Below are 26,386 nucleotides of genomic sequence, written 5' to 3'. Positions count from 1 at the left end.
CCCGATCACAGCGCGGTCACGGTGACGTCTGCGCTCAGCTGCCTGCGAGGTCGCAGGTCGGGAGCGCCGAGACGTCGCCGTCGTCCGCGATGACCTCGAGGGCGGCGAGCGACTCCTCGAGCGTCGCCGTGCGGATGACCTGCAGTCCGTCCGGCACATGTCCGACGACCTCGTCGCAGTTCGCCGCGGGAGCCAGGAAGTAGTCGGCCCCCGCATCTCGCGCGCCGTAGAGCTTCTGACGGATGCCGCCGATCGGACCGACCGTGCCCGCCGCGTCGATGGTTCCGGTGCCGGCGATGTCCTTCCCGCCGTTGAGCTCCCCCTCGGTCAGCGTGTCGATGATCCCGAGCGCGAACATCATCCCGGCGCTGGGGCCGCCGACGTTGTCGAGCTGGATCGTGACGTCGATCTCGAAGTCGTAGTCGGTGCGCAGCGTGATGCCGATGAGCCATGCGGTCGCGTCGCCCTCGGTGTGCTTCTCCGGGGTGACCTCCACGGTCCGCTCGGCGCCGCCGCGCAACACGGTGAGCTGCACCGGCGCTCCCGCCGCGGCCTGGATCGCCTCCCGCAGCTGCGTGGCCGAGGAGACCGGAGTGCCGTCGATCGCGGTGATGACGTCATCGGCTTCGAGGATGCCGTCGGCCGGGGAATCCGCCACGGCCTCGACCACGACGACCTCGGCGCCGGTGTCGTATCCGAGCTCGTTCAACGCGGCCGCTGTCGCCTCGTGCTGGGAGTCGACCATCAGCGTGGCGTTGCGCTCGTCGCGCTGCTCGCTCGTCACCCCCTGGGGGAACACCGAGTCGAGGGGGACGACCGCCTTGGACGAATCCATCCACGCCAGGGCGAGCTCGAACCAGCTGGGTGTGCGCTCGCGGTTACCCACGACCTGCACCGTCGTGAGGTCCAGAGTCCCCGCGGTCTCGAACGTCTCGGCGCCCTCGACGCTGATCAGCGGCACCTGCTCGCCGTCAGCACCCTTCGCGGTGCCGAGGGTGTCGTACACCGGCCCCGGTCGCTGGATCACGTAGGGCGACGGAAGGAACGTCAGCACGACCAGCGCGAGGAGCGCGACGATCAGCGCCCAGACTCCGAGTCCGAGCTTCCCAGACCGCGTTCGATCCACTGCATTCCTCCGTCGTTCGCGAGCGGCGTACACCGATCTGCCCGCATCGGGTTCGCGCGCAGAAACCTGTGACTAGCGTAGATGCCACGGCAACAGAAGTGCTGAGAGGGCGAGCGACATGGCAGACAACGACCCGACACCCGAGGACTTCCAGGAGTTCCTGCGGAAGATGCTCTCGAACCAGAGCGGCGGCGACATCGATCCCGAGGCGCTGCGGGGCGCCTTCGAGGGGATGGACGGCTTCACACTCGACCCCGCGATGATGCAGACGATCATGTCGCAGCTGCAGGGCGCCTTCGGCGGCGACCCCTGGGAGAACGCGCTGCGTCAGGCTCTTTTCATCGCCAACCGCGACGGACAGGGCGTGACCGACGGATCGCGCATCTCGCTCGCCGATTCCTTCGCGCTCGCGAACCTGTGGCTCGGCGAGGCGACGACCATCTCGGAGCTCTCCGAGACCCCGACCGCGATGACCAGGGGCGAGTGGGTGGAGAAGACCCTTCCGGTGTGGAAGGAGATCGCCGATCCCGTGTCGACGAGCATCGCTGACGCGCTGACCTCGGCGCTGGACACGCAGGTGCCCGAAGAGATGCGCGGCGTGGTTCAGGGCGCAGGCCGGCTGATGCGGGGCCTGGGCGGCTCGGTGTTCGCCGCGCAGTTCGGACAGGTGCTCGGCAACCTCTCTCTCGAAGTCGTCTCCGGCGGTGACGTCGGCATCCCGGTGCTGCCCGCAGGCACCGCGGCGATCATCCCGCAGAACCTCACGGCCTTCGGCGAAGGCCTCGAGATCCCCGAAGACCAGATCGCGCTCTACCTCGCTACCCGCGAGCTCGCCTACGCGCGTCTGTACCGGCACGCGAAGTGGCTGCACCTGCACGTGATGGCGCAGATCACCGACTTCGCTCGCGGAGTCACGGTCGACGTGGACGCGCTCGAAGACGTCGCCAGCCGCCTCGATCCCTCGAACCCCGAAGAACTGCGCGCGGCGATCGAGGGCGGTGCGCTCCTGCCCGTGCAGAGCGACGCCCAGCGCGAGGCGCTCACCCGCCTCGAGAACCTCATCGCCACGATCGACGGCTGGGTCGACGTCGTGACCGCCCAGGCGACCTCTCGTCTTCCCGACGGCGCGCGCATCGCGGAAGCCGCCCGGCGCCGGCGCGCGGTCGGCGGACCCGCCGAGGACGCTCTCGGTGCCCTCGTGGGCCTCAAGCTCCGTCCACGGCGCATGCGCGAGGCCTCGGCCATGTGGCAGACGGTGACGGATGCCGTCGGCATCAGCGGGCGAGACTCCCTGTGGGACTACCCGGACCTCATGCCGACCGCCGAGGACATCGACGACCCGAGTGCGCTCGTCGCTCGCCTGCAGGCTGCCGAGCGCGGCGAGCAGCCGGCCGCCGACGAGTTCGACGAGGCCCTCGCCCGCCTGCTCGACGGTGACGACTTCTCGGAGGACGCTCCCGCCGAGGACTCGACGAACGATGCGGACGAAGACGGCGACGCCGCCCCGGAGGGCGACAGGCCGGTCTGAGCGCGAAGGTGCGGGCGGGCCGCGGATTCCGCGGACGCCCGCACCGCTCCTGCCCCGTTCGACGAGCACGGAGAAGTTGTCCACGGATGCCCGGTTCCGGCCCCGCACCGACCGCATCCTCACCACAATCGGAGAGATGCCGCTGACTCCTCCGCTCCTCACGCGTCTGCACCCGAGCTCGCCTCTGCTCTGGCGCGACGCGCACACGCTCCAGCTCGGCGACGAAGCCGGACTGCGCATCGCTGCTGACGATGCATGGGTCGAGCCGCTGCTCAGCAGACTGCGCTCCGGTTTCCGGCGCGGGGCGTTCGACGTGATCGCACACGCGGCTGGCGCGCCGCGGGAGGCGGCGCGCACGCTCCTCGCCCGCCTCGATCCGCTGTTGCTCGACGACGCCGCCCCGCCACGATCCGCCTGGGTCGAGAGCATCGGGATCGCCGACGGGCGCAGCGAGTACCGCATGCGCGAGGCGCTCGCCGACGAAGGCATCGCCCTCGTCGAGGTCGGCCGTCGGCCCGGCGTGGGCGTCGTGCTCGTCAACGGCGCTGCCGCCGCGCTGCAGTTCGCCCGGTTCCTGCGCGAGGACATCCCGCACCTGCCGGTATCTTTCGAACCCGGCCGCGTGACCGTCGGGCCGCTGGTGGTACCCGGCGCCTCGGCCTGCCTCGCCTGTCGCGACGCCCACGCGCGAGACCTCGACCCGGCCTGGCCCCTGCTGCACGCGCAGATGATCGGCCGCGACCCCGGCCCGATCCGCGCGGCGCAGGTCGCCGAGGCCGGGCGGTTGGCGGCCCTGCTCCTCGCAGACGACGAGACCGCCGACGGGCGCCTGGTGCGCGTCAGCGCGGACGGCTCGCTCGAGTGGCGTTCGGTGTCGTTTCACGAAGAATGCCGGTGCCGCGCCCCGTGGTCCCCATCTCAGCGAGGAACCGAGACGGGGAACGCTCACCCCGCCCCGCTGATCTCGACCACGACAGCGCCAGCGTTCGCGCGGCGCGCGTGACCCCCACGTAGGCCAGCCGTCGCTCTTCGTCGACCGCCTCGAACGTCGTCGCATACGAGATGGGCAGCGATCCCTCCGCCCATCCGGCCAGATACACGTGCGGCCACTCCAGGCCCTTGGCCGCGTGCAGGGTAGAGAGCGTGACGGTGCGCATCGTCGGTTCGTGCTGGTCCTTGGCCCGAGCCATCAGCGCGTCGCTGAAGCTGCGCAGGTTCGCATCCGCTCCTGCCTCCTCAGCGAGCCTCAGGATGGCGCGACGCGCCTCCCATCCGCTGCGCTGCGCTCCCCCTGCGGCCGGCGGCTCGTCGGTGAGTCCGAGCTCGCGCAGCACGCGCTGCACCCCGGGCAGGAATCCCTGCTCGCTGGGGGCGACAGCGGCGGCCCGCAGGGCGAGGATCGCCTGACGGACCTCCGGCATGGCGAAGAATCGTGTCCCGCCCAGAACGGATGTCGCGATGCCCTCGGCGGCGAGCGCCTGCTGCAGCACAGCGGACTGCGCGTGAGCGCGATAGAGCACGGCGATCTCCGACGGCGAGGCCCCCGCCTCGATGCGCGCGGAGATCGACGCGGCGATCCCCGCGGCTTCCTCCCCCTCCGTCTCGTATGCGGTGACGGTCGGCGCATCCGCGGTGAACTGCTCCCGTGCCGGTACGAGCTCCAGCGCTCCGGGCCGGCCGTGCATCAGAGCGTTGGCTGCGGTGAGGATCGGCGGCTGCGAGCGGTAGTTCGTCTCCAGACGCACCACGGTGGCGTCCGGGTGACGGCGCTCGAACTCGAGCAGGAAACGCTGCTCCGCGCCGGCGAACGAGTAGATGGTCTGGCTGGCGTCGCCGACCACGCAGATGTCGTGCCGGTCTCCGAGCCACAGCTCCAGCAGGCGGTTCTGCAACGGGGAGACGTCTTGGAACTCGTCGACCGTGAAGTGCCGGTACTGCTCGTGGACGGATGCGGCGACGCGCGGCTCCGCCTCCAGCATGCCCGCACAGGCGAGGAGCACGTCTTCGAAGTCGAGCTGGCGACGATCGTCCTTCAACGCCTCGTACCCGCGCATCAGCTCGATCAGCTGCCCCGCGTCGACCCCGCTGATCGGACGGCCGAGCGCTGCGTACTGGTCGATCGACAGCATCGACACCTTGCGCCACTCGATCTCGGAAGCGATGTCACGGAGCGTCGCGGTGCTGGGACGGAGGCGGATCGCGTCGGCCGCCTGCCCCAGCATCCGCACCTTGTTGTCGATGATGGATGGCGCGGGCGATCCGGCCAGCGTGGGCCAGAAGAAGTTCAGCTGCGCGAGCGCGGTCGCATGGAACGTGCGGGCGGCGACGCCTTCGACACCGAGCGCCCGCAGGCGACCGCGGAGCTCTCCCGCCGCTTTCGCGGTGAAGGTGACCGCCATGACGCGCGAGGGCGAGTATGCGCCGGTGTCGACGCCGTGTGCGATGCGATGCGTGATCACCCGGGTCTTTCCGGTTCCGGCTCCGGCGAGCACGACGACGGGACCACGCAACACGGATGCCGCTGCCCGCTGCCGCTCGTCGAGGGCATCGAGTGCGCTCACGCGCGATCCTCGTACCAGTCGACGATCAGCGCACGGGCGATCGACGCCGGCCCCGGAAGCCCCACCGGGCCGTGTCCGGCGAGCGCGGTGCCGATCTCGGCGCGCGTGAACCAGCGCACCTCGATGATCTCCTCGCCGTCGGCGCGCGCCGCGGACTCGTCGTCGACAACGGCACGGAAGCCGACCATGAGCGATCGGGGGAACGGCCAGGCCTGCGAGGAGACGTACCGCAGGGCGGAAAGACGCACCCCCGATTCCTCCTCGATCTCGCGATACGCGGTCGACTCGAGCGATTCCCCCGCCTCGGTGAAACCCGCGAAGCAGGAGAACATGCGCCCGCCCCAGTTGGCATTGGCGCCGAGCAGGAGCCGCTCGCCGTCTCTGCTCTCGACGGCGACGATCACGGCTGGATCCGTGCGCGGGAAGTGCTGGCGTGCGCACACGAGGCAGCGCCGCGACCATCCGCCCTGCTGCAGCTGGGTCGCCCCACCGCAGGTCGGACAGAACGGCGCGTCCCGAAGCCATCCGGCGAGGGCGATGGCGCCGATCAGGAGCTCGGACTCCTGCCCGTCGATGCGACCGCCGAGATCACGCAGGCCGAGCCAGATCTCGTCCGGGGCGGTGTCGAGCGCGTCGCTCTCCGGCGGTGCGGCGGCGAGGAGCAGCACGGTGCCGTCGGCATCGCGTCCGAGAAGAGCCCAGCTCGCCTCGACGACCTCGTCAGGGGTGACGCGCAGCAGCGCGGAATCCACGACCCTGACCCGGCCCTCGCGCACGACGATCACACGGGTCGCCGGGTCGTTTCGCAGACGATCGAGCACGTCCGGCTCCTCGCGGAGTTCGGCTGCACGATCGAGGGATGGGCGCGGAATGGTCATCGACTCCCTCTCTCACGGGCGTGGCGGAGGCGGGACCGCCCCTGAGCCGACCTACCCTGGGGGCATGGGACGCTCTCCTTTCACTCTAGCCGCGGCAGTGACCGCCGCACTGCCCGGGGCGGAGGTCACGGGTGCGCGCAGTCTGAGCGCGGATGGCGAGGGGCGATTCGACTCCGCCGTCGCCTCGCTGGCCGACGGTCGCGAGCTCGCGATACGCGTCGCGGACGACGACGAGACGGCGCGTGAACTCGCCGCCGAGGCGATCGCGCTCCGTGCGCTCACCGACGGTGCCCGTGCCATGCTGCCGTTCCGCGTGCCCGCCTACATCGGCGAGACGCGCATCGGCGACGGACGCGCACTCGTCACCGAGCTTCTGCCCGGCTTTCAGATCGAGGCCCCCTTGGTACCGCCGGGACGCGGAGCCGCGCAGTCGATGGGCGCATCGATCGCCGCCGTGCACGGCTTGCCCACCTCGGTCGTCCGCGGGGCGGGACTCGCCACGCGCACCGCGGAGGAGAGCCGCGCCGAGCTGGAGCGTCTGGTCGACACCGCCGCCGCCACCGGCCGGGTGCCTGCGCGTCTCACCGTGCGCTGGCGCGACGCCGTCGCCGACGACTCCCTGTGGCGCTTCGAGTCCACCGTGGTTCTCGGGGGGGTGCAGTCGACCTCGTTCCTGTTCGAGGACGACCCGGAGCTCGGCCCCGAGGTCGTCGGCCTCCTCGGCTGGCACGGGCTCTCGGTCGGAGACCCCGCGCTCGACCTCTCCTGGCTCTCGGCAGCACCCGACGCCGCCGCCGACGTGCACGCCGCCTATGCCGGTGCGATCGACCGTGCACCCGATGCCGGCCTCGAGGTGCGCGCTCGCCTGCTCGCCGAGCTCGAGTTCGCCCGCTGGCTGGTGCACGGCGACTCCATGCACCGACCGGACATCGTCGACGACGCGGCCGCGCTGCTCGACGCTCTCGCCGAAGGCCTGCGCACAGACGATCTCAGCATCATCGACGCCCGCACCGCCGGCGTCGACTCCGCGCTGGATGCGCTCGACCGTGTGCCGAGGGGCGCTGTCACCGAGGTGGACACCTCCATGCACACGGATGCCTACAATCCCGAAGAGCTGTGGATCGAGGTTCCGGAGGAGTCCGACTCGGCGCAGACCGACACGGAATCGGTGGAGCCGCTGCGCACGGTCGGCACGGATCGGGATCACGATGACAGCGCCCACCGCACCGAGATGCTGAACGTCGAGACGGAAGACCTCTCCGAGGCGCGGAGCATCTTCGCAGGAACCCACAGCGCCGATGTCGGCGAGGGAACACGTCCCGCCGCGACGAACGCGGCGGCCGCGTACGACGAAGACGACTCGGACGAGGCTCAGCGCGCGGCGCGTGCGGCGCTCCAGCGCTGGAAGAGCTCCTCCTCCGAGTAGACCCGGTCGCCGCGGATGATCAGGTCGTCCGCGACGTAGTACAGCGCGACGTCGATCTCGTCCAGGGGCACGTCGAAGCGTCGGTGGTATGCGAGACGGTAGAGCGCGAGCTGCAGCATCCGCTCCTCGCGCTCGGCCGCCGTCCGCGGAGCCTTGCCGGTCTTCCAGTCCACGATCTCGATGCGATCGCCGCGGTCTGCTCGCCGGTAGACGGCGTCGAGCTTGCAGATGACGATGTGGGACTCCCCCGCATCCGGCCCGGAGAGACCGGCGCCGAGGGCGAAGTCGATCTCGATCTCGACAGCGATCGGCTGCAGCCCGCCCCACTCGCTGCGCTCGAACGTCGCCTGCAGAACCGCGAGATCGGCGGCGTCGGCAGGTGCACTCGGCCCTTCGGCCGCCCCGGGGTCACCGTACGCGGGCTGTGGCGGGGCCTCGTCCTCGTCGAGCTCCCAGAGCGCCTCGTCCACACGGCTGCCGACGCCCACGAGCTCGGACCGCTGCTCCACCCAGGCGTGGAAGAGCGTGCCGAGACGGGTCTGCCGGTACGGCCGCTCCGGCATGGGCCTGACGATGGAGGACAGCGTGCCGGAGAAGTCGGTGACGTAGTCCTTGAACCGCGATGCCGGCACGCGCGTGGGCGCTTCGGCATCGGTGCCGCGCTGCCGGGCCGCACGCTCGGCCAACAGGCGGGCCAGCTCCACGGACGGTTCCGCCGTTCCGGCTCGGGCAGCATCCTCAACGGCCGCGGCTGCGGCGGAGACGAGTCCTCGTCGAGCCCCCAGCGGGTCGAGCGGCCAGCGCAGGGTGGCACCGGGGCCGTCATAGGGGTTGTCGTCGGGGTCGACCGCTTCGATGGGATCGAGACCCTGCACATCGATGGCCTCGACGAGATAGGGACTCGGCGTGCGCGGTGACTTCTGGCCTGCCCAGTGCGCACCGCTGAGGAGCAGATCGGTGCGCGCACGCGTGACCGCGACGTAGGCGAGACGCCGCTCCTCCTGCTGCTGATATGCCCTGTAGGCATCCTTGAAGCGTTTGATCGCGCCGCCCTGCGGGTTCGCCTTCGTCGCACCGCCGGACAGCGATGCCTGCGCGAGTCTCTGCCTTTTGACGGGGTCTTTCTCGTCGCCCATCGCCTCGACCGGATCCCACTCGAATCGGGGAAGCGCGTCTCTGTCGCCGCGGAGAGCGAACGGGACGACCCCGAATCCGAACCAGCCGGAGGTGTCGGAGACGCGGCTGGGGAGTTCGTCGACCACCAGCCGCACCACGGCGACGGCATCCCACTCCAGCCCCTTCGACCCGTGAATCGTCAGCAGCTGCACGACACCGGCCTCGGGCGGCTCCGGCCGCGGCATCAGCTCGTCGGTGCTCTCGGCCTTGTCGAGCCAGGCCAGCAGGCTGCCGATGCTTCCCCGATCGTCCGCGGCCAAGAAGGCGCGGACCTCGTCTGCGAAGGCACGCAGTTGCGTCGCGGCGATGCGGGCGGGCCCTCTGGTCTCGTTGGCGGCCAGCTCGATGTCGAGGCGCAGCTCGAGTTCGATCAGGCGGATCAGCTCGGGGATCGGCTGCGAGGATGCGCGGCGGAGGCGCTCCAGCATCTCTCCCGCCGCGCGCACCCGAGCCCTGCCGTCGGGGGTGATCGCCTCGAGGAGCCGGTAGTCGTCGCGCACCGCCCGCACCACGTCGACCGCGTCGATGATCGACACCGCCTCATCGGCACCGCGCGAGGAGCGCAGCCGCACGCGCACCTCCTCGGGCAGCGGCGCCATCGCGGGATCGCGCTCCGACAGCGTGCGGCCGAGGTCGTAGAGCGCGGCCATGTCGGCCACTCCGACTCCGAAACGCGGTCCGGTGAGAAGGCGGATGAGCGCCGACCCCGCGGTGGGGTCGTGCACGACCCGGAGTGTGGAGACGACATCGACCACCTCCGGCGTCGCCAACAGTCCGCCGAGACCGAGGATGCGGTGCGGGATGCCCCGCGCCGCGAGCGCCGCGGCGAAGGTCTGCATGTGCCGCTTCGACCGGAACAGGATCGCTCCGGTGTGCGCCTTACCGCCCTGTGCCTCGCCGGCGTTGCGGGCTTCGTGTGCGGCCCGGCGCTCGGCGAACCACTCCGCGACGACCGACGCCTCCTCATCGACCGTGAACGGGAACTCCACGGTCACGGTGCCCTCTCCCGCGCCCGGACGCGGTTCCAGCGGCGGCACGTCGAGCCCCGGGCGCTGGAGCGGTTCGAGCACGCGGTTGGCGATCCCGAGGATGCCGCGGTCGTTGCGCCAGCTCGTCATGAGGCTGTAGGTCTGCGCCGCACCGGTGCGGGAGAACGTGCCGGAGAAGGCGTAGAGGTTGTCGGCACTGGCTCCCCGCCACCCGTAGATCGACTGGTGCGGGTCGCCGACGGCCATCACCGCGGTGTCGCGGAAGAGTTCCGCGAGGAACCGGGTCTGGATGACCGATGTGTCCTGATACTCGTCGAGCAGCACCACCCGGTGCTGCTCGCGGAGCTCGTCGCGGACGTCGGGAGCGGACTCGACGATGTCGTAGGCACCGCCCACCTGGTCGGCGAAGTCGAGCACGCCGCGGCGCTGCTTCTCGGCGATGTAGTCGCGCACGAGGCGCGACAGCGTCGGCAGACTGAGGAGGTTCACCGCCGCCTTCTCGACATCGCCGTTGCCGCGATACGGCTCGAAGGCGAGGGCCTGATCCCGCGCGATGCGCTCAGCGAGATCGAGGTCGACACGGTGGTCGAGGGCGTCACCGGCGAGCCTCTGCACGGCATCGATGACCGTGCCGAGCGCGAACTCGATGTTCTCCAGCTCGGGGAGGTCGCTGCGCAGCACGACTTCCCGTGCCAGCATCCAGGAGGCGGCCTGACTGAGCATCGCCACGTCGGGATCCCGTCCAATGCGCGCTGCGTGTTCGCGCACGATCCCGTCGGCGAAGGCGTTGTACGTCGAGACACGGGGCCGGATCATCAGCTCTTCCGCGGCACGCGGGGTCGCCGGATCCCACCCGGTTCCCCGGTGCGCGGCGATCTCATCGAGCACGTGTGCGCGCACCAGCTCGCGCTGACGGCCGGGTGCAGCCTCCTCGACCCTGCGCAGTGATCCGTCGGCGACGATCTCCGCCAGATGCGGGAGCAGGCCGCGGCGACCGTACTCGTCGATGACCGCGAGACGATGACCGATCCGCTCCGCGAGCTCGCCTGCGGCCTTGCGGGTGAAGGTGAGACCGAGGATCTCGTCGCGGCGCACGTGCCCGTTGGCGACGAGCCACACCACACGTCCTGACATCGTCTCGGTCTTGCCGCTGCCCGCACCCGCGACCACGAGAGCAGGCTCAGGCGGCGCCTCGATCACGCGTTGCTGGGCCGGCGTCGGCGATGGCTGCCCCAGTGCGGCGGCGATGTCGGTGGCCGAGATCCCCTCGCCACCCTGCTCCGCCCGGTTCCACCCCGTCACGAGCTCACCGCCGGCACCGTGTGGATACGGCACGGATGCACCCGACGCTGTGTGTCGGCGCAGTGCGACTCGACCTGAGCGGTGAAGCTCGACGCCGACATGCCGCGGGCCGCATCCGCGACGCGCAGCAGGAAGGCCGAGCGCGACTCGTCGTCCAACGTGTGCTGATGGGCGATGCGGTAGTCGCTCTTGGCAAGGGTCTTGGAGACGATCACGAGCCGTGCTCCCGCCAGTGACGACGGCGGCGCCCCCTCGACCAGCCCCTGCTGCACGGCGACCTGATAGGCGGCCAACTGCGCATGCGCGAGCACGCCCGAGTCGGATTCGGGATCGTTCTTGCCCGTCTTCAGATCCACCACGACCGTGGGCCCGTCCGGACCTCCCGACATCCGCTCCCAGCCGCGACCTCGCGCCGCGGGGTGCTCGCCCGCTCCGGGCGGGTAGGCCTCCACCCGGTCGATGTAGCCGTGGATGATCGCCTGATTCGCCCGGTCCTCCCCCACCTCGTGGACGGTGGGAACGGCGTCGTCGGCCGACTCCGCCACGTCGACGGCGAAGCGGAACTCGACCTCGCTGCCGATCACCCGCCCACCCTCGCGGCGCACATCACCCAAGTAGGTGTGCAGCCGATCCACGAGCAGGTCGGCGCGACGGCGCTCCTTGCGCCCGATCCACTCGGTCTCGAAATCGAGCTCCGGCCAGTGCTCGGCCACGATCGCGCGCATCTTCTCGAGATCTCCCTCGGGAACCCGCTCCATCGCCTCGTGCACGATCGTCCCGATGCCGGCCGTGGGCGGCATCACCGTGTCACCGCCGAGAGCCGAGACCACCCAGTTGAGACCGCATTCCTCATACGACTCCATCTTCGAGGGTGAGACCCGCGCCCCCGTGACGGCGAGATCGCGCAGCGGCGCCGCGGTCGAGGGAGGGGTCATCCCGTACCAGTCCGCCGGATCCGCCCCCGGCACGCCCTCACGCGCGAGAACGGCGAGCTGCGCCGCGGCGGCCCGCCGCACCGGCTCGGCTGACACCGTGGTGAGGGTGCGCCGGTGGCGGGCGACGAGTCCGCGCAATGTGAGCGGGTGCTCCGCCGACGCGTGCCGCTCCGGAGGTTCAGGGGCGGGCAGGAAGCCGAAGAACGGACTGGGCGTCAGGTCGTCGTCGTCCACCGCCGTGATCAGGAGACGGTCGCGCGCACGCGACACGGCGCGGACGAACAGCCGGAGCTCGTCGTGCAGCGCCGCACGTCGACGATCCAGGGCTCCCGGAGGCTCGATGAGGGTCCCCGTGCGCGCAGCCTGGATCGCGTCGGGCAGGCGCCAGGTCTGCAGCAGACCGCCGCGCAGACGCACGTTCGGCCAGATGCCGTCCTGCACACCGGCGACCACGACCGCGTCGAACTCCGTACCCAGAGCGGTGGCGGGGGTCAGCAGCGTGACCTTCCCCGGCCGGTCGGGTGTCGACAGCGAATCCTCGGGGACCTCGCTGTCGAGGATGTCCCGCACGAAGACCTCGGGCTTCTCGTTCGGTGTGCGCTCGACGAAGCGCTTCGCCGCGTCGAACAGGGAGACCAGCGCATCGAGAGAACGGGCCGTCTCCGCCCCCGTCGGCAGCAACGAGATCTCACGCCAGGCGATCTGCAGACGCCTGCCGTCGACGGCCCTGGCCTGATCCCACACCCGCCAGAGCAGGTCGTGGATCGTCTCTCCCGCCGCCGCGCCACGGGCCAGCGCTTCGATCACCAGCGCGAAACGCTCGGCCGTGCGCGACTCCGGGGCGTCGATGAGGGTGAGGTCCGCCGGATTCGCCATGGCCCGCCGCAGCAGCTCGCGCGCCGGCGTCGATCCCCCCTGTTCGAGTTCGACGTGGCGGAGTCGGGCACGCAGCCGCCGCAGGCCGATCGCGTCCATCCCTCCGAACGGGGTGCGCAGCGCCTCCTCGAGGGCTTCCGACGTGCGCTCCTGGACCGGGGTGAGCGCCAGGCGCACGATACCCACGATGTCGCGCACGATGCCCTCGCTGCCGAGCGGGCGTTGCACACCGGCCGCACGCGTCGGGATCTCCCTGGCGGCGAGTTCGGTCTCCAGCGTCGTCACCTGCCGCGTGTCGTGGGCGATGACCGCCATGCGATCCCACCGGATGCCGTCGGAGAGGTGCCACTCGCGCATCACTCCGGCTATGCGATCGAGTTCTTCGTAGGGAGACGGGGCCACGAACGTCGACACCCCGGCCTCGACCTCTTCGGCCGTCACGGGCACGGGGGCGCGCCGATGCTCGACCCGGCCCGACACACCGATCGCCTGGGTCACCGTGCGGGTGAGAGCGGTGAGCGCCGGACGCTGGCGGTGCGGCCCGTCGAGCACGTGCACCTCTCCCAGAACCCCGGCGAGCTGTGCGAACAGCTCGGGGCTTGCTCCGCGGAACGAGCCGGAGGAGATGTCGGGATCACCGAAGGCCAACACGGCGATCCCCCGGCTGCGCAGGGCCTTCACGACGGCGATCCCCCCACGCGTGAGCTCCTGCGCGTCGTCGATGAGCACCACGCGCAGAGGCGCGAGCGGGCCGAGGGCGGCCGTCTCGGCCGTGTGCAGGATGGTGCTCGCCTCGCTCAGCAGGTCGGCGGCGTCACGGTGGGCCGACCGGAGCGCGTCGAGCACCGCGCGGTACTCCACGAGGAACTCCGCCGTCGCCGCCCACACCTCGTTGCCCGATGCTCGCAGCTCCGCGGCGTCGACACCGATCTCCGTGCACTCGGCGAGGAATGCGCGCAGCTCCGAGCGGAACCCCTTCGACGCCCGCACCGAAGGGCTCAGCGCATCCGGCCACGGGATGCGTCCGTCTTCCGCATCGCCGCTGAGCAGCTCGGCGATGATCCGGTCCTGGTCGGCACCCGTCAGCAGCGCCGGCGGCTCCGCTCCCTCTCTCACCATCGCTCCACGCACCAGCTGGAAGGCGAAGGAGCCGAGCGACCGAGCCAGTGGCCCGGGCGTCGCCTGGCCGATGCGCACGCCGATCCGGTCGCGCAGAGCGGTCGCCGCCTGACGGTTCGGCGTGAGCGCGAGCACCTGCTCCGGGCGGAGCGCCTCGGCATCGAGCAGGTGCACGATCCGGTCGATCAGGGTGCGCGTCTTACCGGTTCCCGGGGCGCCGATGATGACTCCGGATGCCGTCGGCTCCGCGGCGATCACAGCGCGCTGAGCAGTATCCGGTGTCATGCCTCCACGCTATCCGGACGCGCGGACATCGCCGTCCGCACCCGCCACGCTCACTCGCGTGACCGCGGCCCGTCCGCCTGTGCGCTCACGGCGAAACCGGGCGCCACCGCCGATCCCGCCCCGTGCTCGCGGGGTAGAGTTGGCGCAGTCCCCGAACTTCAAGGAGCACGCGTGGAAATCCGCATCGGCATCATCAACACCGGCCGTGAACTGAGCTTCGACACCGGCGCAAGCGCGGAAGAAGTCCGCACCCAGGTCGCCGCGGCGCTCGAGCAGAGCGCATCGCACGTGAGCTTCGCCGATGTGAAGGGCAACTCCTACATCGTCCCGACCGCGAACCTCGCCTACATCGAACTGGGCACCGAGGAATCGCGCCGCGTCGGCTTCGTCGCCTGACCCGACGATGTACATCCTCCTCGCACTCATCGGCGCGTGCGCTCTGGGAATCGCCGCGCACTTCCTGATCGGTGACCGTGAGCTGCGCGGCGTCGCACTGACTCCGTCGATCGCGACCGCCGTCTCGGCGATCACGTACACGGCCCTGCAGTGGGCAGGCGTCGGCGAGGACAGCATCTGGCTGTGGCTCGCGAGCGTGCTGGGAGCGCCCATCGTCGCGGCGCTGGTGACCGTGACCCTCACCAGGCTCCGCAAGCGCTCCGACGCTCAGAACCGGGCAGCGCTCGGCATCTGACCCGCCGGGCTCCGCCTGCGATCGGACGGGACGGTTCGAGCGAATCGTCCGCTACGACGCGAGTCCCATCGCGTCCATCCGTCGCGCGTGCGCGCCCATGAGCTCGGTGTACACCGGCTCGATGCGCTCCTCGTCGACGTCGAGGCGCTCCGGCCGCAGCGCGGAGCGGCACACGAGGATCGTGTCGCCGACCAGGCGGCGGGCCCACATCGACAGGAGCGATCGCCACTCCTCGTCGCTCTCGATGGTCTCCTGAACGATGGCGACGATCTCGTGCCGAGCGTCGTCCTCACGGAGGATCTCCGCCACGCGGCGCCCGGTGTCCCCGTAGCTGGAGGCCAGCGCGAGGTAGAAGTCGTCGAGCATCCCGGCGGTGATGTACACCGCCAGCAGCGTCTCCCTGGGGCGCGCGCCGATGGTCTTGCGGCGGAAGGCGTCGAGGTTCTCCCGGAACGGGAGCATCAGCTGCGTCGGGTCGTCCCCGCGCTCGGCGATGAGGTCGACGATTCCTCGGTGCTTGGTCAGAGCGGCTCCGGCGGCGCGCGAGAGCGACTCCTTCTCGGAGAGCTCGGGCGTGGCCCGGATGAGGCGCGTCAGCGTCTCGAAATAGCCCAGCTGCAGATAGGCGGCCTGACCGAGGAAGCGGTTGAGCTCGGGGGCGAGTTCGGCGAAGTCGATGCGCGTCGCATCCCCCTGATCGCCTCTGCTGCGCAGGGCCAGAGTGCGTCGCGGCGCGTCGTCGCGCTGCCAGAACCACTTAACCACGAGGTCGTCCTCCCGAGTCCACCACGTCGTTCACAATACTCGTGCCGGACCCACCTTCCTGGCCGATACCACCCCTCGGGTAGGCTGGGCGTGTCCCCGCCGTCGGAGCGGGGCCCCGCGCCTGTGGCACAAGAGACGGCGTGGATCCGTTAACGTGGCGATCCCACAGGGTCGCCGGACAGGCAATCTGAATAAAGTGACAACTTTCGCCGATCTCGGCATCGACCAGGACATCGTCGACGCACTCGCCGCCAAGGGCATCGTCGACGCGTTCCCCATCCAGGAGCAGACCATCCCCCTCGGCCTTCCCGGCCAGGACATCATCGGTCAGGCCAAGACGGGAACCGGCAAGACCTTCGGCTTCGGCATCCCCGTCGTCCAGCGCCTCGGCAAGGACCCGGAGCACGGGGTCAAGGCGCTCATCGTCGTCCCCACGCGCGAGCTCGCAGTCCAGGTGTACGAAGACATCGACCTGCTCACCAGCAACCGCTCGACCAGCGTCGTGGCGATCTACGGCGGCAAGGCCTACGAGGGGCAGATCGACCAGCTCAAGGCGGGCGCGCAGATCGTCGTCGGCACGCCGGGGCGACTGATCGACCTCGCGGGCCAGCGCCTGCTCGACCTCTCGAACGCGACCGAGGTCGTGCTGGACGAGGCCGACAAGATGCTCGACCTCGGCTTCCTCGCCGACATCGAGAAGATCTTCCAGAAGGTTCCGGCCGTCCGCCACACGCAGCTGTTCTCTGCGACCATGCCCGGCCCGATCGTGGCCCTCGCACGTCGCTTCATGACGAACCCGATCCACATCCGCGCGAGCGACCCCGACGAGGGTCTCACGCAGGCCAACATCAAGCACCTCGTGTACCGCGCGCACTCGATGGACAAGGACGAGGTCATCGCCCGCATCCTGCAGGCCGAGGGTCGCGGCAAGACCGTCATCTTCACGCGCACCAAGCGCGCGGCGCAGCGCCTCGTCGATGAGCTGGGCGACCGCGGCTTCAACGTCGGCGGTGTGCACGGCGACATGGGCCAGGACCAGCGTGAGCGTTCGATGGCCGCGTTCAAGGCGGGCAAGCGCGATGTCCTCGTGGCCACCGATGTGGCCGCCCGAGGCATCGACGTCGACGATGTGACGCACGTCATCAACCACACGATCCCCGACGAGGACAAGACCTACCTGCACCGCGCCGGCCGCACGGGCCGCGCGGGCAAGACCGGCATCGCCGTCACCTTCGTCGACTGGGAGGACCTGCACAAGTGGGCCCTGATCAACCGGGCGCTCGAGTTCGGCCAGCCGGAGCCCATCGAGACCTACTCGTCGAGCCCGCACCTGTACGAGGACCTCAACATCCCCCAGGGCACCAAGGGCCGACTGGTGTCGGCACCCAAGACCGAGTCCGTCAAGACCGAGCGCACCCGTCGCCCGGAGCGCGCGGCCGATGCTGCTGCCGAGGGCACCGACGAGAGCGGCACGCGCCGTCGCCGCCGCCGTCGCAACAGCACGACCCCGGTCGGATCGACCTTCACCGAGGGTGCAGCGGAGCCCGCATCGGGCGAGGGACATTCCGCGCCGTCAGCCGACCGCGGTGCCGAGGGCGCAGGAACGCATGACGGCGCCGGCAAGGAGCACCACGACGGCAAGCCGGCACCGGCACGTCGTCGCCGCCGTCGCCGCGGCGGTTCCGGCGCAGGCGCGGCTCCCGTCACCGGAGCCTGAGCTTCGACCGAAAGGGCGCATACGTCCGGTTCACACCGGCGTATGCGCCCTTTCCCGTGCGCGCGCGGCGCGGCGCGATGGTCAGGGAACGCGCGGGGCGATGCCGGTGCCGCGCGCCAGGAGCCTGGCGACCATCTCATCGGCTGTGGTGTTCTCGCCGGGACGGTTCGGCTTGCCGGTGCCGTGATAGTCGCTGGAGCCGGTGACGATGAGGTCGTGCTTCGCGGCGATCTCACGCAGCATCCTCTTGCCCGACTCCGTGTTCTCGCGATGCTCGATCTCGAACCCGCCGAGGCCGGCGTCGATGAGCCGCTCGATGAACGGCACCGGCATCATGCGGTCGCGGCCCGCCGTCACGGGGTGGGCGATGATCGCCACTCCCCCGGCCTCGGTGATCAAGCGCACCGCGGTGATCGGATCGGGCGCGTAGTGCGGCTCGTAGTACCCCTCCCGCGGATGCAGGATGCCGTCGAACGCCTCCGTCCGATCCCGCACGATCCCCCGCGCGACGAGAGCGTCGGCGATGTGAGGGCGTCCGACCGTCGCGTCGAGCGTCGTCTGAGCGACCACATCGTCCCAGTGCAGGTCGTAGTCGCGCCCGATGTTGCGCACGATGCGCTCGGCACGACCGATCCGGTCCCCCCTGATGCGATCCGTCTCGGCGCGCAGCGCCTCGTCCTGCGGGTCGAAGAGATAGCCGAGCACGTGCACGCTGCGCCATTCGTGCTTCGCGGAGAGCTCCATCCCCGGGATGAACGTCATCCCGAGGGCGACGGCGGCATCTCCCGCCTCGGCCCATCCGGTGGAACGGTCATGATCGGTGAGCGCGAGCGTGCGCACCCCGTGCGCGTGCGCCTGCGCGACCACCTCGGCGGGCGACTCCGTGCCATCGGAATGGTTGGAGTGCAGGTGCAGGTCGGCGGGACCGGCGAACCCGTGGGACGAAGTGGCCATCCTCCGAGCGTACCGAGCGTCGCCCGGTGCAGGCGCCGAGGCGCACGGAGGCGGATGTCGAGGCAGGGACTTCACAGGCGGCGCTCCTAGGCTGGAGGGGATGTTTCGTCTCCTGGGGATCCTGTTCACCGTGCTGCTCGCGATCGCGACGGCGATCGTCGTGTGGCCGCAGTTCTTCCGTCTCGAGCAGACCTACCCGTTCGCACAGCTCGTGTCGGCGCGCGGCCTCGTGCTCGGCGGATTCCTCGTGGTCGCGGTCCTCGCGCTCCTGCTGCTGTTCGCCCGCCCGCTGCGTGGATTCGCCGCCTCCGTGCTGATCGTCGCCCTGCTCGGTGCCGGCGCGACGGCGGCCATCGGCGCCACCCGCGGCTTCGGCGGCTCCGACCTCCCGGAGAAGACCGAGGGCAGCGTCAGGGTGCTCACGTGGAACACAGCGGGTGAAGCCGTACCCGCCGAGGTGATCGCGCAGCGGATCCTCGATCAGGGTGCCGACATCGTCGCCCTCCCGGAGACCACCGAAGCTGTCGGCGAGCGCATCGCTATCATGCTGCGGGAGCAGGGGCATCCGATGTGGGTGCACCACGTGCAGTTCCGCCCCGATGTGCAGGACGGTCCGCAGTCATGGCAGACCACCGTGTTGGTCGCCCCCGACCTCGGTGAGTACTCCGTGATCGAGTCGGCGAAGGACGGCACGAGCAACACCGGCTCGGTGCCCAGCGTCGTGCTGATGCCGATCGACGGCTCCGGCCCCACCATCGTCGCCGTGCACGCGGTGGCCCCGCGCATGGAGGAGATGCAGCAGTGGCGCAGCGACCTCCAGTGGATCGCCGACCAGTGCCCCCAGGGCGACTTCATCCTGGCCGGTGACTTCAACGCGACGATCGACCACATGGCTCCGCTGGGCGTGGAAGGCGGCGACATCGGCTACTGCCGCGATGTCGCTTCCCGCACCGGCAACGGGCTCACCGGCACCTGGCCGAGCTCTCTGCCCGCGCTGGCGGGCGCGCCGATCGATCATGTGATGGCATCGCAGAACTGGTCTCCGACGGGATCCGTCGTGCTCGATGACGCCGGGGGGAGCGACCACCGCGCCCTGGTCGTGCAGCTGGAGCCCGCCGGCTGATTCCCGCGCCAGCCCGCCAGGTGACAGACTGGAGGGATGAGCACTGGAGAGCGCGACACGATCGCAGAGCCCACCGTCGAAGCGTCTGTCGAGAACGGCACCACCAACCGCAAGCAGCCCTTCCCCCAGGGCTTCCTCGACACCATCTCGACCGGTTGGGCCGAGCGTCCCGAGACGCTCCCCTCGCCGCGCGCACAGGCGCCCTACGCCGCGGTGCGGCGCGCAGCCGTCTCCGCCGCCTTCCCCGGCAAGCGTCTCGTGATCCCCGCCGGCTCGCTCAAGCAGCGCAGCAACGACACCGACTACGTCTTCCGCGCGCACTCGGCCTTCGCGCACCTCACCGGCTGGGCATCGGATGCCGAGCCCGATTCGGTGCTCGTCTTCGCCCCCACCGAGGGTGGTCACGACATCACGCTCTTCTTCCGTGAGCGCGCCGACCGCACGACGACGGAGTTCTACGCCGACGCCACGGTCGGAGAGTTCTGGATCGGTCCGCGCCCGTCCCTCGCCGGTGTCGCAGCCGACCTCGAGATCGCGACCGCGCACCTGGACCAGTTCGAAGCCGTCGAGGGCGCGCTCGTGCTCGACGAAGACGAGACCCTCACACGATTCGTGTCGGAGCTGCGCCTCGTCAAGGACGAGTTCGAGATCGCCGAGATGCGCCGTGCCGTCGAGATCACCGCGAAGGGCTTCGACGACATCATCCGCGAGCTCCCCGCGGCGACGGCGCACGCACGGGGCGAGCGTGTCGTCGAGGGCGTCTTCCACCGCCGTGCGCGTGAAGACGGCAACGGCGAGGGGTACGACACGATCGCCGCCTCCGGCCCACACGCCTGCTACCTGCACTGGACGCGCAACGACGGCACCGTGGTCCCCGGCGATCTGATCCTGGTGGATGCGGGCGTCGAGGCCGACAGCCTGTACACCGCCGACATCACCCGCACGCTGCCCGTCTCCGGAACGTTCACCGAGGTGCAGCGACGGGTCTACGAGACGGTGCGCGAGGCCGCCGACGCCGCGTTCGCCGCCGCCCGGGTCGGGGTGCGCTTCCGCGACGTGCACGGCGCCGCCATGAAGGTCATCGCCGAGCGCACGGCCGAGTGGGGCCTGCTGCCCGTCACCGCCGAAGAGGCCCTGGACGCCGACAAGGGCGGCCAGCACCGTCGGTACATGGTGCACGGCACCTCGCACCACCTCGGCATCGATGTGCACGACTGCGCGCAGGCCCGTCGCGAGATGTACTACGACGGCATCCTCGCACCGGGCATGGTCTTCACGATCGAGCCCGGACTGTACTTCCAGATCGACGACCTCACGGTGCCGGCCGAACTCCGCGGCATCGGCGTGCGCATCGAGGACGACATCGTGATGACCGAAGACGGCCCCGTGAACCTCTCGGCCGGCATCCCCCGCACCGCCGACGAGGTCGAGGCCTGGATCGCGCGACTGCAGAGCTGACGCCGATGTTCGGATTCGTCAACTTCTTCGCCATCATCCTGGTCTACGGTCTCGCCGCGCTCGTCCTTGGTGCCGTCATCTACTTCGCCGTTCTTCTCGCGCTCAAGTCGCACACGCGATGGGTCGACCAGGGCAAACAGGGGCGGGCTCGGCCGTTCTGACGATGCACGAGGCTGCGCACACGGTCGACCTCGCGCTCGCGCGCGAGTTGATCGCCGCGTCGTTCCCCGAACACGGCGATGCGGTGCTCCGCCCTGTCGCCACCATCGGGACGGTGAACACGATCGTCCGTGTCGGGGAGGATCTGGTCGCCCGCTTCCCTCTCCTCCCCGTCGCACGGGCGGAGGCGGAGGCGGAGGCCGCGTCGATGACCGCGCTCGCGGTGAGCAGCCCCTTCCCGGCACCGCTGCCTCGCGGCGTGGCCGACGGCAGCGCAGCCTTCCCCTCGGCCTGGTCGCTGCAGACCTGGCTCACCGGCGAGACCGCCGGTTCCACCGCGCAGGCGGCATCCGTGTCGCTGGCCGAGGACCTGGTGACGCTGATCCGGGGGCTGCGGGCGACCGAGGTCGAGGATCGGGTCTTCGACGGCCGTGGCCGCGGAGGTACTCTCACCGACCATGACGGATGGGTGGCCGAGTGCCTGCACAGGAGCGGGCATCTTCTCGACACCGACCGCGCCACCCGACTCTGGACGGCGCTGCGTTCCCTGCCATCGGACGGCCCGGACGTGATGAGTCATCGTGACCTCACGCCGTTCAATCTTCTGGTCCGTGAAGCCGACCGCGTCACCCGACTGGTGGGGGTTCTCGACGGCGGCGGCTTCGGGCCCGCCGATCGGGCGCTCGACCTGGTCAGCGCCTGGCATCTGTTCGACGCTCCCGCCCGCGCTGTGCTGCGCGACGGAGTGGGGGTGAGCGACACCGAATGGCTGCGAGGCGCGGCGTGGGCCTTCCAGCAGGCGATCGGGCTCGGCTGGTACTACGAGCAGTCGAATCCCCCGATGAGCACGCTGGGGCTCACGACGCTGCGGCGCCTGCTCGACGACCAGGAGCTGGCGACGCTGGATCGGTGACGTCGGCGCGGTGACGTGCTCAGCGATCGATGAACTCGGCGACGATCGGCGCGAGCGACGCCCCGATCTCTGCCGCGGGGCGCTTGTGCCCCTTGACCTCGAAGGTGTGGCCGGCACCCTCGACCCAGACCACGCGCGCATCCTGGCAGCTCGCGACGGCCTCCTCGAACTGGGCGATCGGCTGGATGAACGGATCGTTCGTCCCCTCGACGAACAGCTGCGGGACCGTGATGCCCGGCAGATGCTCGATGCGCGGCTTCTCCGGCCGCCCCGGCGGATGCAGCGGATAGCCGAGGTAGGCGAGCCCGTCGACGAGCATGCCCTCGGCGACCGCCATCGACGCCATGCGTCCCCCATACGACTTCCCGGTCGCCCACAGGCTCGCTGAGGGGGCGGACTCTCGTGCGAAGGCTGCGACGGCGTTCCAGGTGGCGATCGCGTGCGCGGCAGGTCCCGGCATCCGTCGTCCCTGCTCCACGTACGGGAAGTTGAAACGCAGGGTCGAGAAGCCGCTCGCACCGAGCGCTTCGACGTAGCCCGTGAGGAACGGGTGGTCCTTGCCGGTACCCGCGCCGTGCGCGACGATCACCGTCGCCCCGTTGTCACCGGGGGTCCAGTCTGCGGAGACGACAGTGGGACCGTTCGAGAGTTCGACCGGGATCTGGACCATCAGACGGAGAGTGCGCAGATCGCCGTCATGCCCGCTCGCCCTGGATGCCGTCCGCATCGGGGGCGGCATCGGGCTCGACCGGCGTCACCGTCGACGCAGCGGCAGTCCCGGCTTCCGGCGTCGCACCGGATTCCGGTTCGGCGACGGGCTCGGCCACCGGGTCGGCGGGACGCGGCGGAATGACGGGCTCTTCGGGAGAGGGAGCGGGGGCGGTCGCACCGGGCGTGATCCGCTCACCGTAACGCGGCGGCTCATCGAGGTTGACCGGGGGGCGCACCGGGGCGACCTTGTTGGCGCCGAGCACCTGGCGGGCCTTGCCCAGCGATGTGGACAGGACCGTGACCTCGTAGTGGTCGGCCGCGAACTGCGTGACGCTCGCGAAGTCACGACGACGACGGACGATCGCGTACGTGACGAGGCTCAGGAGCATGCCGACCGCGACGCCGATGAGGACGAAGCCCAGGAAGAGCTGGATCGGAACCTCGGGGTTGCCCAGCACGAGGATGGCGGCGAGGAACAGGCCGATCAGCACGCCGTTGATCGCTCCGGAGCGCGCGGCGGCCGCGTAGCCGAGCTTGCCGGTCACACGCTCCACGGTGCGCACGCTCTGTCCGACGATGGCGATGTCGCGCGCGGGCACCTCCCCGGCGATCAGCTTCGAGACCGTCTTCTGCGCGCTCTCGTAGTCGCGCATCGACGCGACGATCTCGCCGGTGTCTGTGCCGCTCGCGGGCCGGTTCAGCATGCTCATCCGGCTATTCTTCCACGCGCACCGTCGGACGGCCCGAGGCGCGACCATCCCGCCGCAGACCTGAGCCGCCGACTACTCTGGAGAAGTGAGCACACAACGGGTTTTCGCCGCGCGCCTCGCCGGGTGCGCCGTCTTCGATCCCGTCGGCGACCGGCTCGGCAAGGTCCGGGATGTCGTCGTCGTGTACCGAAGTACCGCGGCGCCCCGCGTCATCGGTCTGGTCGTGGAGATCCCGGGACGCCGACAGGTGTTCCTCTCCATCGGACGCGTCACCTCGATCCGCGCCGGCCAGGTCATCAGCACGGGTCTGATCAACGTGCGACGGTTCTCTCCCCGCGCCGGCGAGGTGCGGGTGCTCGCCGAGATGCTCGGGCGACGCGTGAGCTTCGTCGACGGCAGCGGCACCGCGGTGATCGAAGACATCGCGATCGAGCCGAACCGCCTCGGCGAATGGGCGATCAGCCAGCTGTTCCTCCGCCGCCCGAAGACCAGCGCCTCCCCGTTCGCGAAGGGACCGACGACTTTCGCGGGGTGGAGCGAGGTCACCGAGCAGCGCGCGCCCGGCGAGTCGCAGTCGGCCGAGCAGCTCGTCGCCTCGTACTCCGAGCTGCACGCCGCCGACCTCGCCAACACGCTCCTCGACCTTCCGCAGCAGCGCATGATCGAGGTCGCCGAGGAGCTGTCGGACGACCGCCTCGCCGACGCCCTCGAGGAGATGCCGGAAGACGAGCAGGTGCACATCCTCGACCGGCTGGGCGACGAGCGCGCGGCCGACATCCTCGACCAGATGGAACCGGACGATGCGGCCGACCTTCTGGCCCAGCTGGCCCCGGACCGTCTCGAGCAGCTCCTCGAACTCATGGAGCCGGAGGAGGCCGAGGACGTCAGGATGCTGCTGCGGTACGGACCCGACACCGCCGGCGGTCTGATGACCCCCGAGCCGATCATCCTGTCGGCCGATGCCACCGTCGCCGAGGCGCTGGCCCTGATCCGCCGCCATGAGCTGCACCCCGCGCTGGCCGCCGCGGTGTTCGTGACCCTCCCGCCGTTCGAGACCCCCACCGGGCGCCTGCTCGGGCTCGTGCACTTCCAGCGGATGCTGCGCTACCCGCCGCACGAGCGGCTCGGCGCCATCCTCGACGACAGCCTCGAGCCCGTACCCGTCACCGCATCCGCCGCCGAGGTGGCGCGACTGCTGGCGAGCTACGACCTCGTCTCGCTCCCGGTGATCGATGCGGCGCACCGCCTCGTCGGAGCGATCAGCATCGACGACGTGCTGGACTACCTGCTCCCGGACGACTGGCGCTCGCACGACAGCGACGACAGCTCCCCCGCGAAGGAGATGCGCTGATGGCCCGGTCCCCGCGCCTCGACGCACCGGGCCGCACCACCACCCGCCCCAGGGCGACTTCTCGCGACCGCTTCGGGCGCTTCACCGAGTGGGTCGCTCGTGCGATGGGTACGCCAGCCTTCCTGCTGATCCTCAGCCTCTTCTGCGTGGTCTGGATCCTCTGGAACACGTTGATGCCCGACGAGCTGCGCTTCGACGACGCCGCCCTCGGATTCACGGCGTTGACTCTCATGCTCTCCCTGCAGGCCTCGTACGCCGCACCGCTCATCCTGCTCGCGCAGAACCGCCAGGACGACCGCGACCGGGTGCAGATCGAGCAGGACCGGCAGCGTGCCGAGCGCAACCTCGCCGACACCGAGTACCTCGCCCGAGAGATCGTCGCGCTGCGGATGTCGCTCGAAGAGCGCAACTCGCAGGCCGTCACCCGCGACGTGCTCAGGCAGGAGCTCAAGGCACTTCTCGCCGAGCTCGAAGACGCGCCGGACAAGACCCGACCCGGCACCGCCTCATGACGGCGGCCGAGCGCGTCCGATCGGCCGTCGCCGCCGTGACGGATCCGGAGCTGCGCCGACCCATCGGTGAGCTCGACATGGTCCGCGAGATCTCCGTCGACGGCGACCGCGCCCACGTCGGCATCGTGCTGACGATCGTGGGGTGCCCCGCGGCGGCGAGGATCGAAGCCGATGTGCGCGATGCGGCCGCATCCGTTCCCGGCATCACCGAGGTCGAGGTCGAGGTCGGCGTGATGACGCCGGCCGAGCGCAAGGCGCTCACCGAGAAGCTCCGCGCGGGCAGACCTGCACGACATATGCCGTTCGGCCCGGACTCGCTCACGCGTGTGATCCTCGTCTCCAGCGGTAAGGGCGGCGTGGGCAAGTCGACGGTCACGGCCAACCTCGCCGTCGCCCTCGCCGATCAGGGACTGTCCGTCGGCCTCGTCGATGCGGATGTGCACGGGTTCTCGATCCCCGGGCTCCTCGGCATCCCGGCGGGTACCCAGCCGACCCGCATCGACGACCTGATGCTCCCCCCGGTCGCGCATGGCGTGAAGACGATCTCGATCGGGATGTTCCTCCGCGACGGCGAGTCCGTGGTGGCGTGGCGCGGACCGATGCTGCACCGCACGGTGTCGCAGTTCCTCACCGACGTCTTCTTCGGGGATCTCGATGTGCTCCTGATCGACATGCCGCCGGGAACGGGCGACATCGCGATCTCGATCGGCCAGCTCCTCCCCCATGCGGAGGTGCTCGTCGTGACCACCCCGCAGACCGCCGCGGCCGAGGTCGCCATCCGCAGCGGTCTCGTCGCGCGTCAGACCGGTCAGCGCGTGATCGGAGTGATCGAGAACATGGCGGCGTACACGCTCCCCGACGGCACCCTGATCGATCTGTTCGGCTCCGGCGGGGGCGCAGCCGTCGCCGAGGCGCTCTCCGAGCCGGGAGCGACGGTCCCGCTGCTCGCCTCGATCCCCCTCAGCCCCGCTCTGCGTCAGGGCGGAGACGCGGGAGAGCCGATCGTCGGCGGCGGGACGACCGATGCCGCGGCCGCGACGATCCGCGACCTCGCGGCCACCCTCGCCCGGCAGGGCAGGGGCCTCTCCGGTCGATCGCTGCCGATGTCGCTCGGCTGAGCG

At 70.5% G+C, this 26,386-nt stretch carries 21 protein-coding genes; 12 read left to right on the top strand and 9 right to left on the bottom strand.

The annotated features are described in order from the left end of the window. Positions 1–34: 34 nt before the first annotated feature. A complete protein-coding gene (locus F6W70_RS05640; RefSeq protein ID WP_151486115.1) occupies positions 35–1,126 on the bottom strand; it encodes a YlbL family protein in 1,092 nt (363 codons plus the stop codon). 118 nt (positions 1,127–1,244) lie between these two features. Here F6W70_RS05640 and F6W70_RS05635 point away from each other — a divergent pair, with 118 nt between their 5' ends. Next, complete coding sequence (locus F6W70_RS05635; RefSeq protein WP_151486114.1) at positions 1,245–2,654, top strand: zinc-dependent metalloprotease; 1,410 nt, start codon at positions 1,245–1,247, stop codon at positions 2,652–2,654. 839 nt (positions 2,655–3,493) lie between these two features. On the opposite strand, the gene F6W70_RS05630 is transcribed toward F6W70_RS05635, so the two are convergent. Together F6W70_RS05630 and nudC are read right to left on the bottom strand one after the other, a co-directional pair. Further along, a complete protein-coding gene (locus tag F6W70_RS05630) occupies positions 3,494–5,215 on the bottom strand; it encodes an ATP-dependent helicase (RefSeq protein ID WP_055873256.1) in 1,722 nt (573 codons plus the stop codon). Then, a complete protein-coding gene (gene nudC / locus F6W70_RS05625; RefSeq protein WP_151486113.1) occupies positions 5,212–6,093 on the bottom strand; it encodes an NAD(+) diphosphatase in 882 nt (293 codons plus the stop codon). The genes F6W70_RS05630 and nudC overlap by 4 nt, the downstream gene beginning before the upstream one ends. A gap of 64 nt (positions 6,094–6,157) precedes the next feature. Here nudC and F6W70_RS05620 point away from each other — a divergent pair, with 64 nt between their 5' ends. Further along, positions 6,158–7,519 (top strand): protein kinase family protein, encoded by a 1,362-nt coding sequence (locus F6W70_RS05620; protein ID WP_318278807.1) that lies wholly within the window; start codon positions 6,158–6,160, stop codon positions 7,517–7,519. Here the strand turns inward: F6W70_RS05620 and F6W70_RS05615 are convergent. Further along, complete coding sequence (locus F6W70_RS05615) at positions 7,465–10,986, bottom strand: ATP-dependent DNA helicase (protein WP_151486644.1); 3,522 nt, start codon at positions 10,984–10,986, stop codon at positions 7,465–7,467. The two genes, F6W70_RS05620 and F6W70_RS05615, sit on opposite strands and share 55 nt — an antisense overlap. Further along, positions 10,983–14,201 carry an ATP-dependent helicase gene (locus tag F6W70_RS05610; protein ID WP_082524241.1) on the bottom strand — a complete coding sequence of 1,073 codons (3,219 nt, stop codon included), beginning with the start codon at positions 14,199–14,201 and terminating at the stop codon, positions 10,983–10,985. The genes F6W70_RS05615 and F6W70_RS05610 overlap by 4 nt, the downstream gene beginning before the upstream one ends. A gap of 171 nt (positions 14,202–14,372) precedes the next feature. On the opposite strand from F6W70_RS05610, the gene F6W70_RS05605 reads away from it, so the two are divergent. Together F6W70_RS05605 and F6W70_RS05600 are read left to right on the top strand one after the other, a co-directional pair. Continuing rightward, entirely contained in the window at positions 14,373–14,597 is a 225-nt protein-coding gene (locus F6W70_RS05605; protein WP_017828623.1) for a DUF3107 domain-containing protein, read from the top strand. A gap of 7 nt (positions 14,598–14,604) precedes the next feature. Next, positions 14,605–14,892, top strand: coding sequence for a hypothetical protein (locus tag F6W70_RS05600; protein WP_151486112.1), 288 nt, complete (start codon positions 14,605–14,607; stop codon positions 14,890–14,892). Between the two features lie 51 nt (positions 14,893–14,943). Here the strand turns inward: F6W70_RS05600 and F6W70_RS05595 are convergent, their stop codons facing one another. Then, a complete protein-coding gene (locus F6W70_RS05595; protein ID WP_017828625.1) occupies positions 14,944–15,657 on the bottom strand; it encodes a ferritin-like fold-containing protein in 714 nt (237 codons plus the stop codon). A gap of 196 nt (positions 15,658–15,853) precedes the next feature. Here F6W70_RS05595 and F6W70_RS05590 point away from each other — a divergent pair, with 196 nt between their 5' ends. Beyond that, the gene (locus F6W70_RS05590; protein WP_055873273.1) at positions 15,854–17,374 is read left to right on the top strand and encodes a DEAD/DEAH box helicase; all 1,521 of its coding nucleotides are present in this window, start codon (positions 15,854–15,856) and stop codon (positions 17,372–17,374) included. Positions 17,375–17,455: 81 nt separating this feature from the next. On the opposite strand, the gene F6W70_RS05585 is transcribed toward F6W70_RS05590, so the two are convergent. Beyond that, the gene (locus F6W70_RS05585; RefSeq protein WP_151486111.1) at positions 17,456–18,328 is read right to left on the bottom strand and encodes a PHP domain-containing protein; all 873 of its coding nucleotides are present in this window, start codon (positions 18,326–18,328) and stop codon (positions 17,456–17,458) included. Positions 18,329–18,428: 100 nt separating this feature from the next. Here F6W70_RS05585 and F6W70_RS05580 point away from each other — a divergent pair, with 100 nt between their 5' ends. Genes F6W70_RS05580 through F6W70_RS05570 form a run of 4 tightly spaced genes read left to right on the top strand, consistent with a single transcriptional unit; the run spans position 18,429 to position 21,981 of the window. Continuing rightward, entirely contained in the window at positions 18,429–19,451 is a 1,023-nt protein-coding gene (locus F6W70_RS05580) for an endonuclease/exonuclease/phosphatase family protein (protein WP_151486110.1), read from the top strand. 36 nt (positions 19,452–19,487) lie between these two features. Beyond that, positions 19,488–20,909, top strand: a complete 1,422-nt coding sequence (locus F6W70_RS05575; protein ID WP_151486109.1) for an aminopeptidase P family protein — start codon at positions 19,488–19,490, stop codon at positions 20,907–20,909. A gap of 5 nt (positions 20,910–20,914) precedes the next feature. Then, positions 20,915–21,070: a hypothetical protein gene (locus F6W70_RS17770; protein ID WP_157535549.1), complete on the top strand. Its 156-nt coding sequence runs from the start codon at positions 20,915–20,917 to the stop codon at positions 21,068–21,070. A gap of 2 nt (positions 21,071–21,072) precedes the next feature. Beyond that, positions 21,073–21,981 carry a phosphotransferase gene (locus tag F6W70_RS05570; protein ID WP_151486108.1) on the top strand — a complete coding sequence of 303 codons (909 nt, stop codon included), beginning with the start codon at positions 21,073–21,075 and terminating at the stop codon, positions 21,979–21,981. A 19-nt stretch (positions 21,982–22,000) separates the two neighbouring features. Here F6W70_RS05570 and F6W70_RS05565 read toward each other — a convergent pair whose 3' ends face one another. Together F6W70_RS05565 and F6W70_RS05560 are read right to left on the bottom strand one after the other, a co-directional pair. Further along, positions 22,001–22,651: an alpha/beta hydrolase family protein gene (locus tag F6W70_RS05565; protein WP_318278805.1), complete on the bottom strand. Its 651-nt coding sequence runs from the start codon at positions 22,649–22,651 to the stop codon at positions 22,001–22,003. Positions 22,652–22,676: 25 nt separating this feature from the next. Then, complete coding sequence (locus F6W70_RS05560) at positions 22,677–23,402, bottom strand: YflT domain-containing protein (RefSeq protein WP_127482615.1); 726 nt, start codon at positions 23,400–23,402, stop codon at positions 22,677–22,679. A gap of 85 nt (positions 23,403–23,487) precedes the next feature. Here F6W70_RS05560 and F6W70_RS05555 point away from each other — a divergent pair, with 85 nt between their 5' ends. Genes F6W70_RS05555 through F6W70_RS05545 form a run of 3 tightly spaced genes read left to right on the top strand, consistent with a single transcriptional unit; the run spans position 23,488 to position 26,383 of the window. After that, on the top strand, positions 23,488–24,753 hold the full coding sequence (locus F6W70_RS05555; protein ID WP_017828633.1) for a magnesium transporter MgtE N-terminal domain-containing protein: 1,266 nt from the start codon (positions 23,488–23,490) through the stop codon (positions 24,751–24,753). Next, entirely contained in the window at positions 24,753–25,265 is a 513-nt protein-coding gene (locus tag F6W70_RS05550) for a DUF1003 domain-containing protein (protein ID WP_055864400.1), read from the top strand. The genes F6W70_RS05555 and F6W70_RS05550 overlap by 1 nt, the downstream gene beginning before the upstream one ends. After that, complete coding sequence (locus F6W70_RS05545; RefSeq protein WP_151486106.1) at positions 25,262–26,383, top strand: Mrp/NBP35 family ATP-binding protein; 1,122 nt, start codon at positions 25,262–25,264, stop codon at positions 26,381–26,383. Before F6W70_RS05550 ends, F6W70_RS05545 begins: the two co-directional genes overlap by 4 nt. Positions 26,384–26,386: the final 3 nt, after the last annotated feature.

Source organism: Microbacterium maritypicum, assembly GCF_008868125.1.
Lineage (GTDB): Bacteria > Actinomycetota > Actinomycetes > Actinomycetales > Microbacteriaceae > Microbacterium > Microbacterium maritypicum.
Note: the sequence above shows the minus strand (reverse complement) of the source record. Positions and strands in the feature narration are given on the sequence as shown.

Coding starts and splice junctions, on each gene's coding strand:
- F6W70_RS05635 (WP_151486114.1), top strand. CDS start 1,245: ATGGCAGACAACGACCCGACACCCGAGGACTTCCAGGAGTTCCTGCGG.
- nudC (WP_151486113.1), bottom strand. CDS start 6,093: ATGACCATTCCGCGCCCATCCCTCGATCGTGCAGCCGAACTCCGCGAG.
- F6W70_RS05620 (WP_318278807.1), top strand. CDS start 6,158: ATGGGACGCTCTCCTTTCACTCTAGCCGCGGCAGTGACCGCCGCACTG.
- F6W70_RS05610 (WP_082524241.1), bottom strand. CDS start 14,201: ATGACACCGGATACTGCTCAGCGCGCTGTGATCGCCGCGGAGCCGACG.
- F6W70_RS05600 (WP_151486112.1), top strand. CDS start 14,605: ATGTACATCCTCCTCGCACTCATCGGCGCGTGCGCTCTGGGAATCGCC.
- F6W70_RS05585 (WP_151486111.1), bottom strand. CDS start 18,328: ATGGCCACTTCGTCCCACGGGTTCGCCGGTCCCGCCGACCTGCACCTG.
- F6W70_RS05580 (WP_151486110.1), top strand. CDS start 18,429: ATGTTTCGTCTCCTGGGGATCCTGTTCACCGTGCTGCTCGCGATCGCG.
- F6W70_RS05575 (WP_151486109.1), top strand. CDS start 19,488: ATGAGCACTGGAGAGCGCGACACGATCGCAGAGCCCACCGTCGAAGCG.
- F6W70_RS17770 (WP_157535549.1), top strand. CDS start 20,915: ATGTTCGGATTCGTCAACTTCTTCGCCATCATCCTGGTCTACGGTCTC.
- F6W70_RS05570 (WP_151486108.1), top strand. CDS start 21,073: ATGCACGAGGCTGCGCACACGGTCGACCTCGCGCTCGCGCGCGAGTTG.
- F6W70_RS05565 (WP_318278805.1), bottom strand. CDS start 22,651: ATGGTCCAGATCCCGGTCGAACTCTCGAACGGTCCCACTGTCGTCTCC.
- F6W70_RS05560 (WP_127482615.1), bottom strand. CDS start 23,402: ATGAGCATGCTGAACCGGCCCGCGAGCGGCACAGACACCGGCGAGATC.
- F6W70_RS05550 (WP_055864400.1), top strand. CDS start 24,753: ATGGCCCGGTCCCCGCGCCTCGACGCACCGGGCCGCACCACCACCCGC.
- F6W70_RS05545 (WP_151486106.1), top strand. CDS start 25,262: ATGACGGCGGCCGAGCGCGTCCGATCGGCCGTCGCCGCCGTGACGGAT.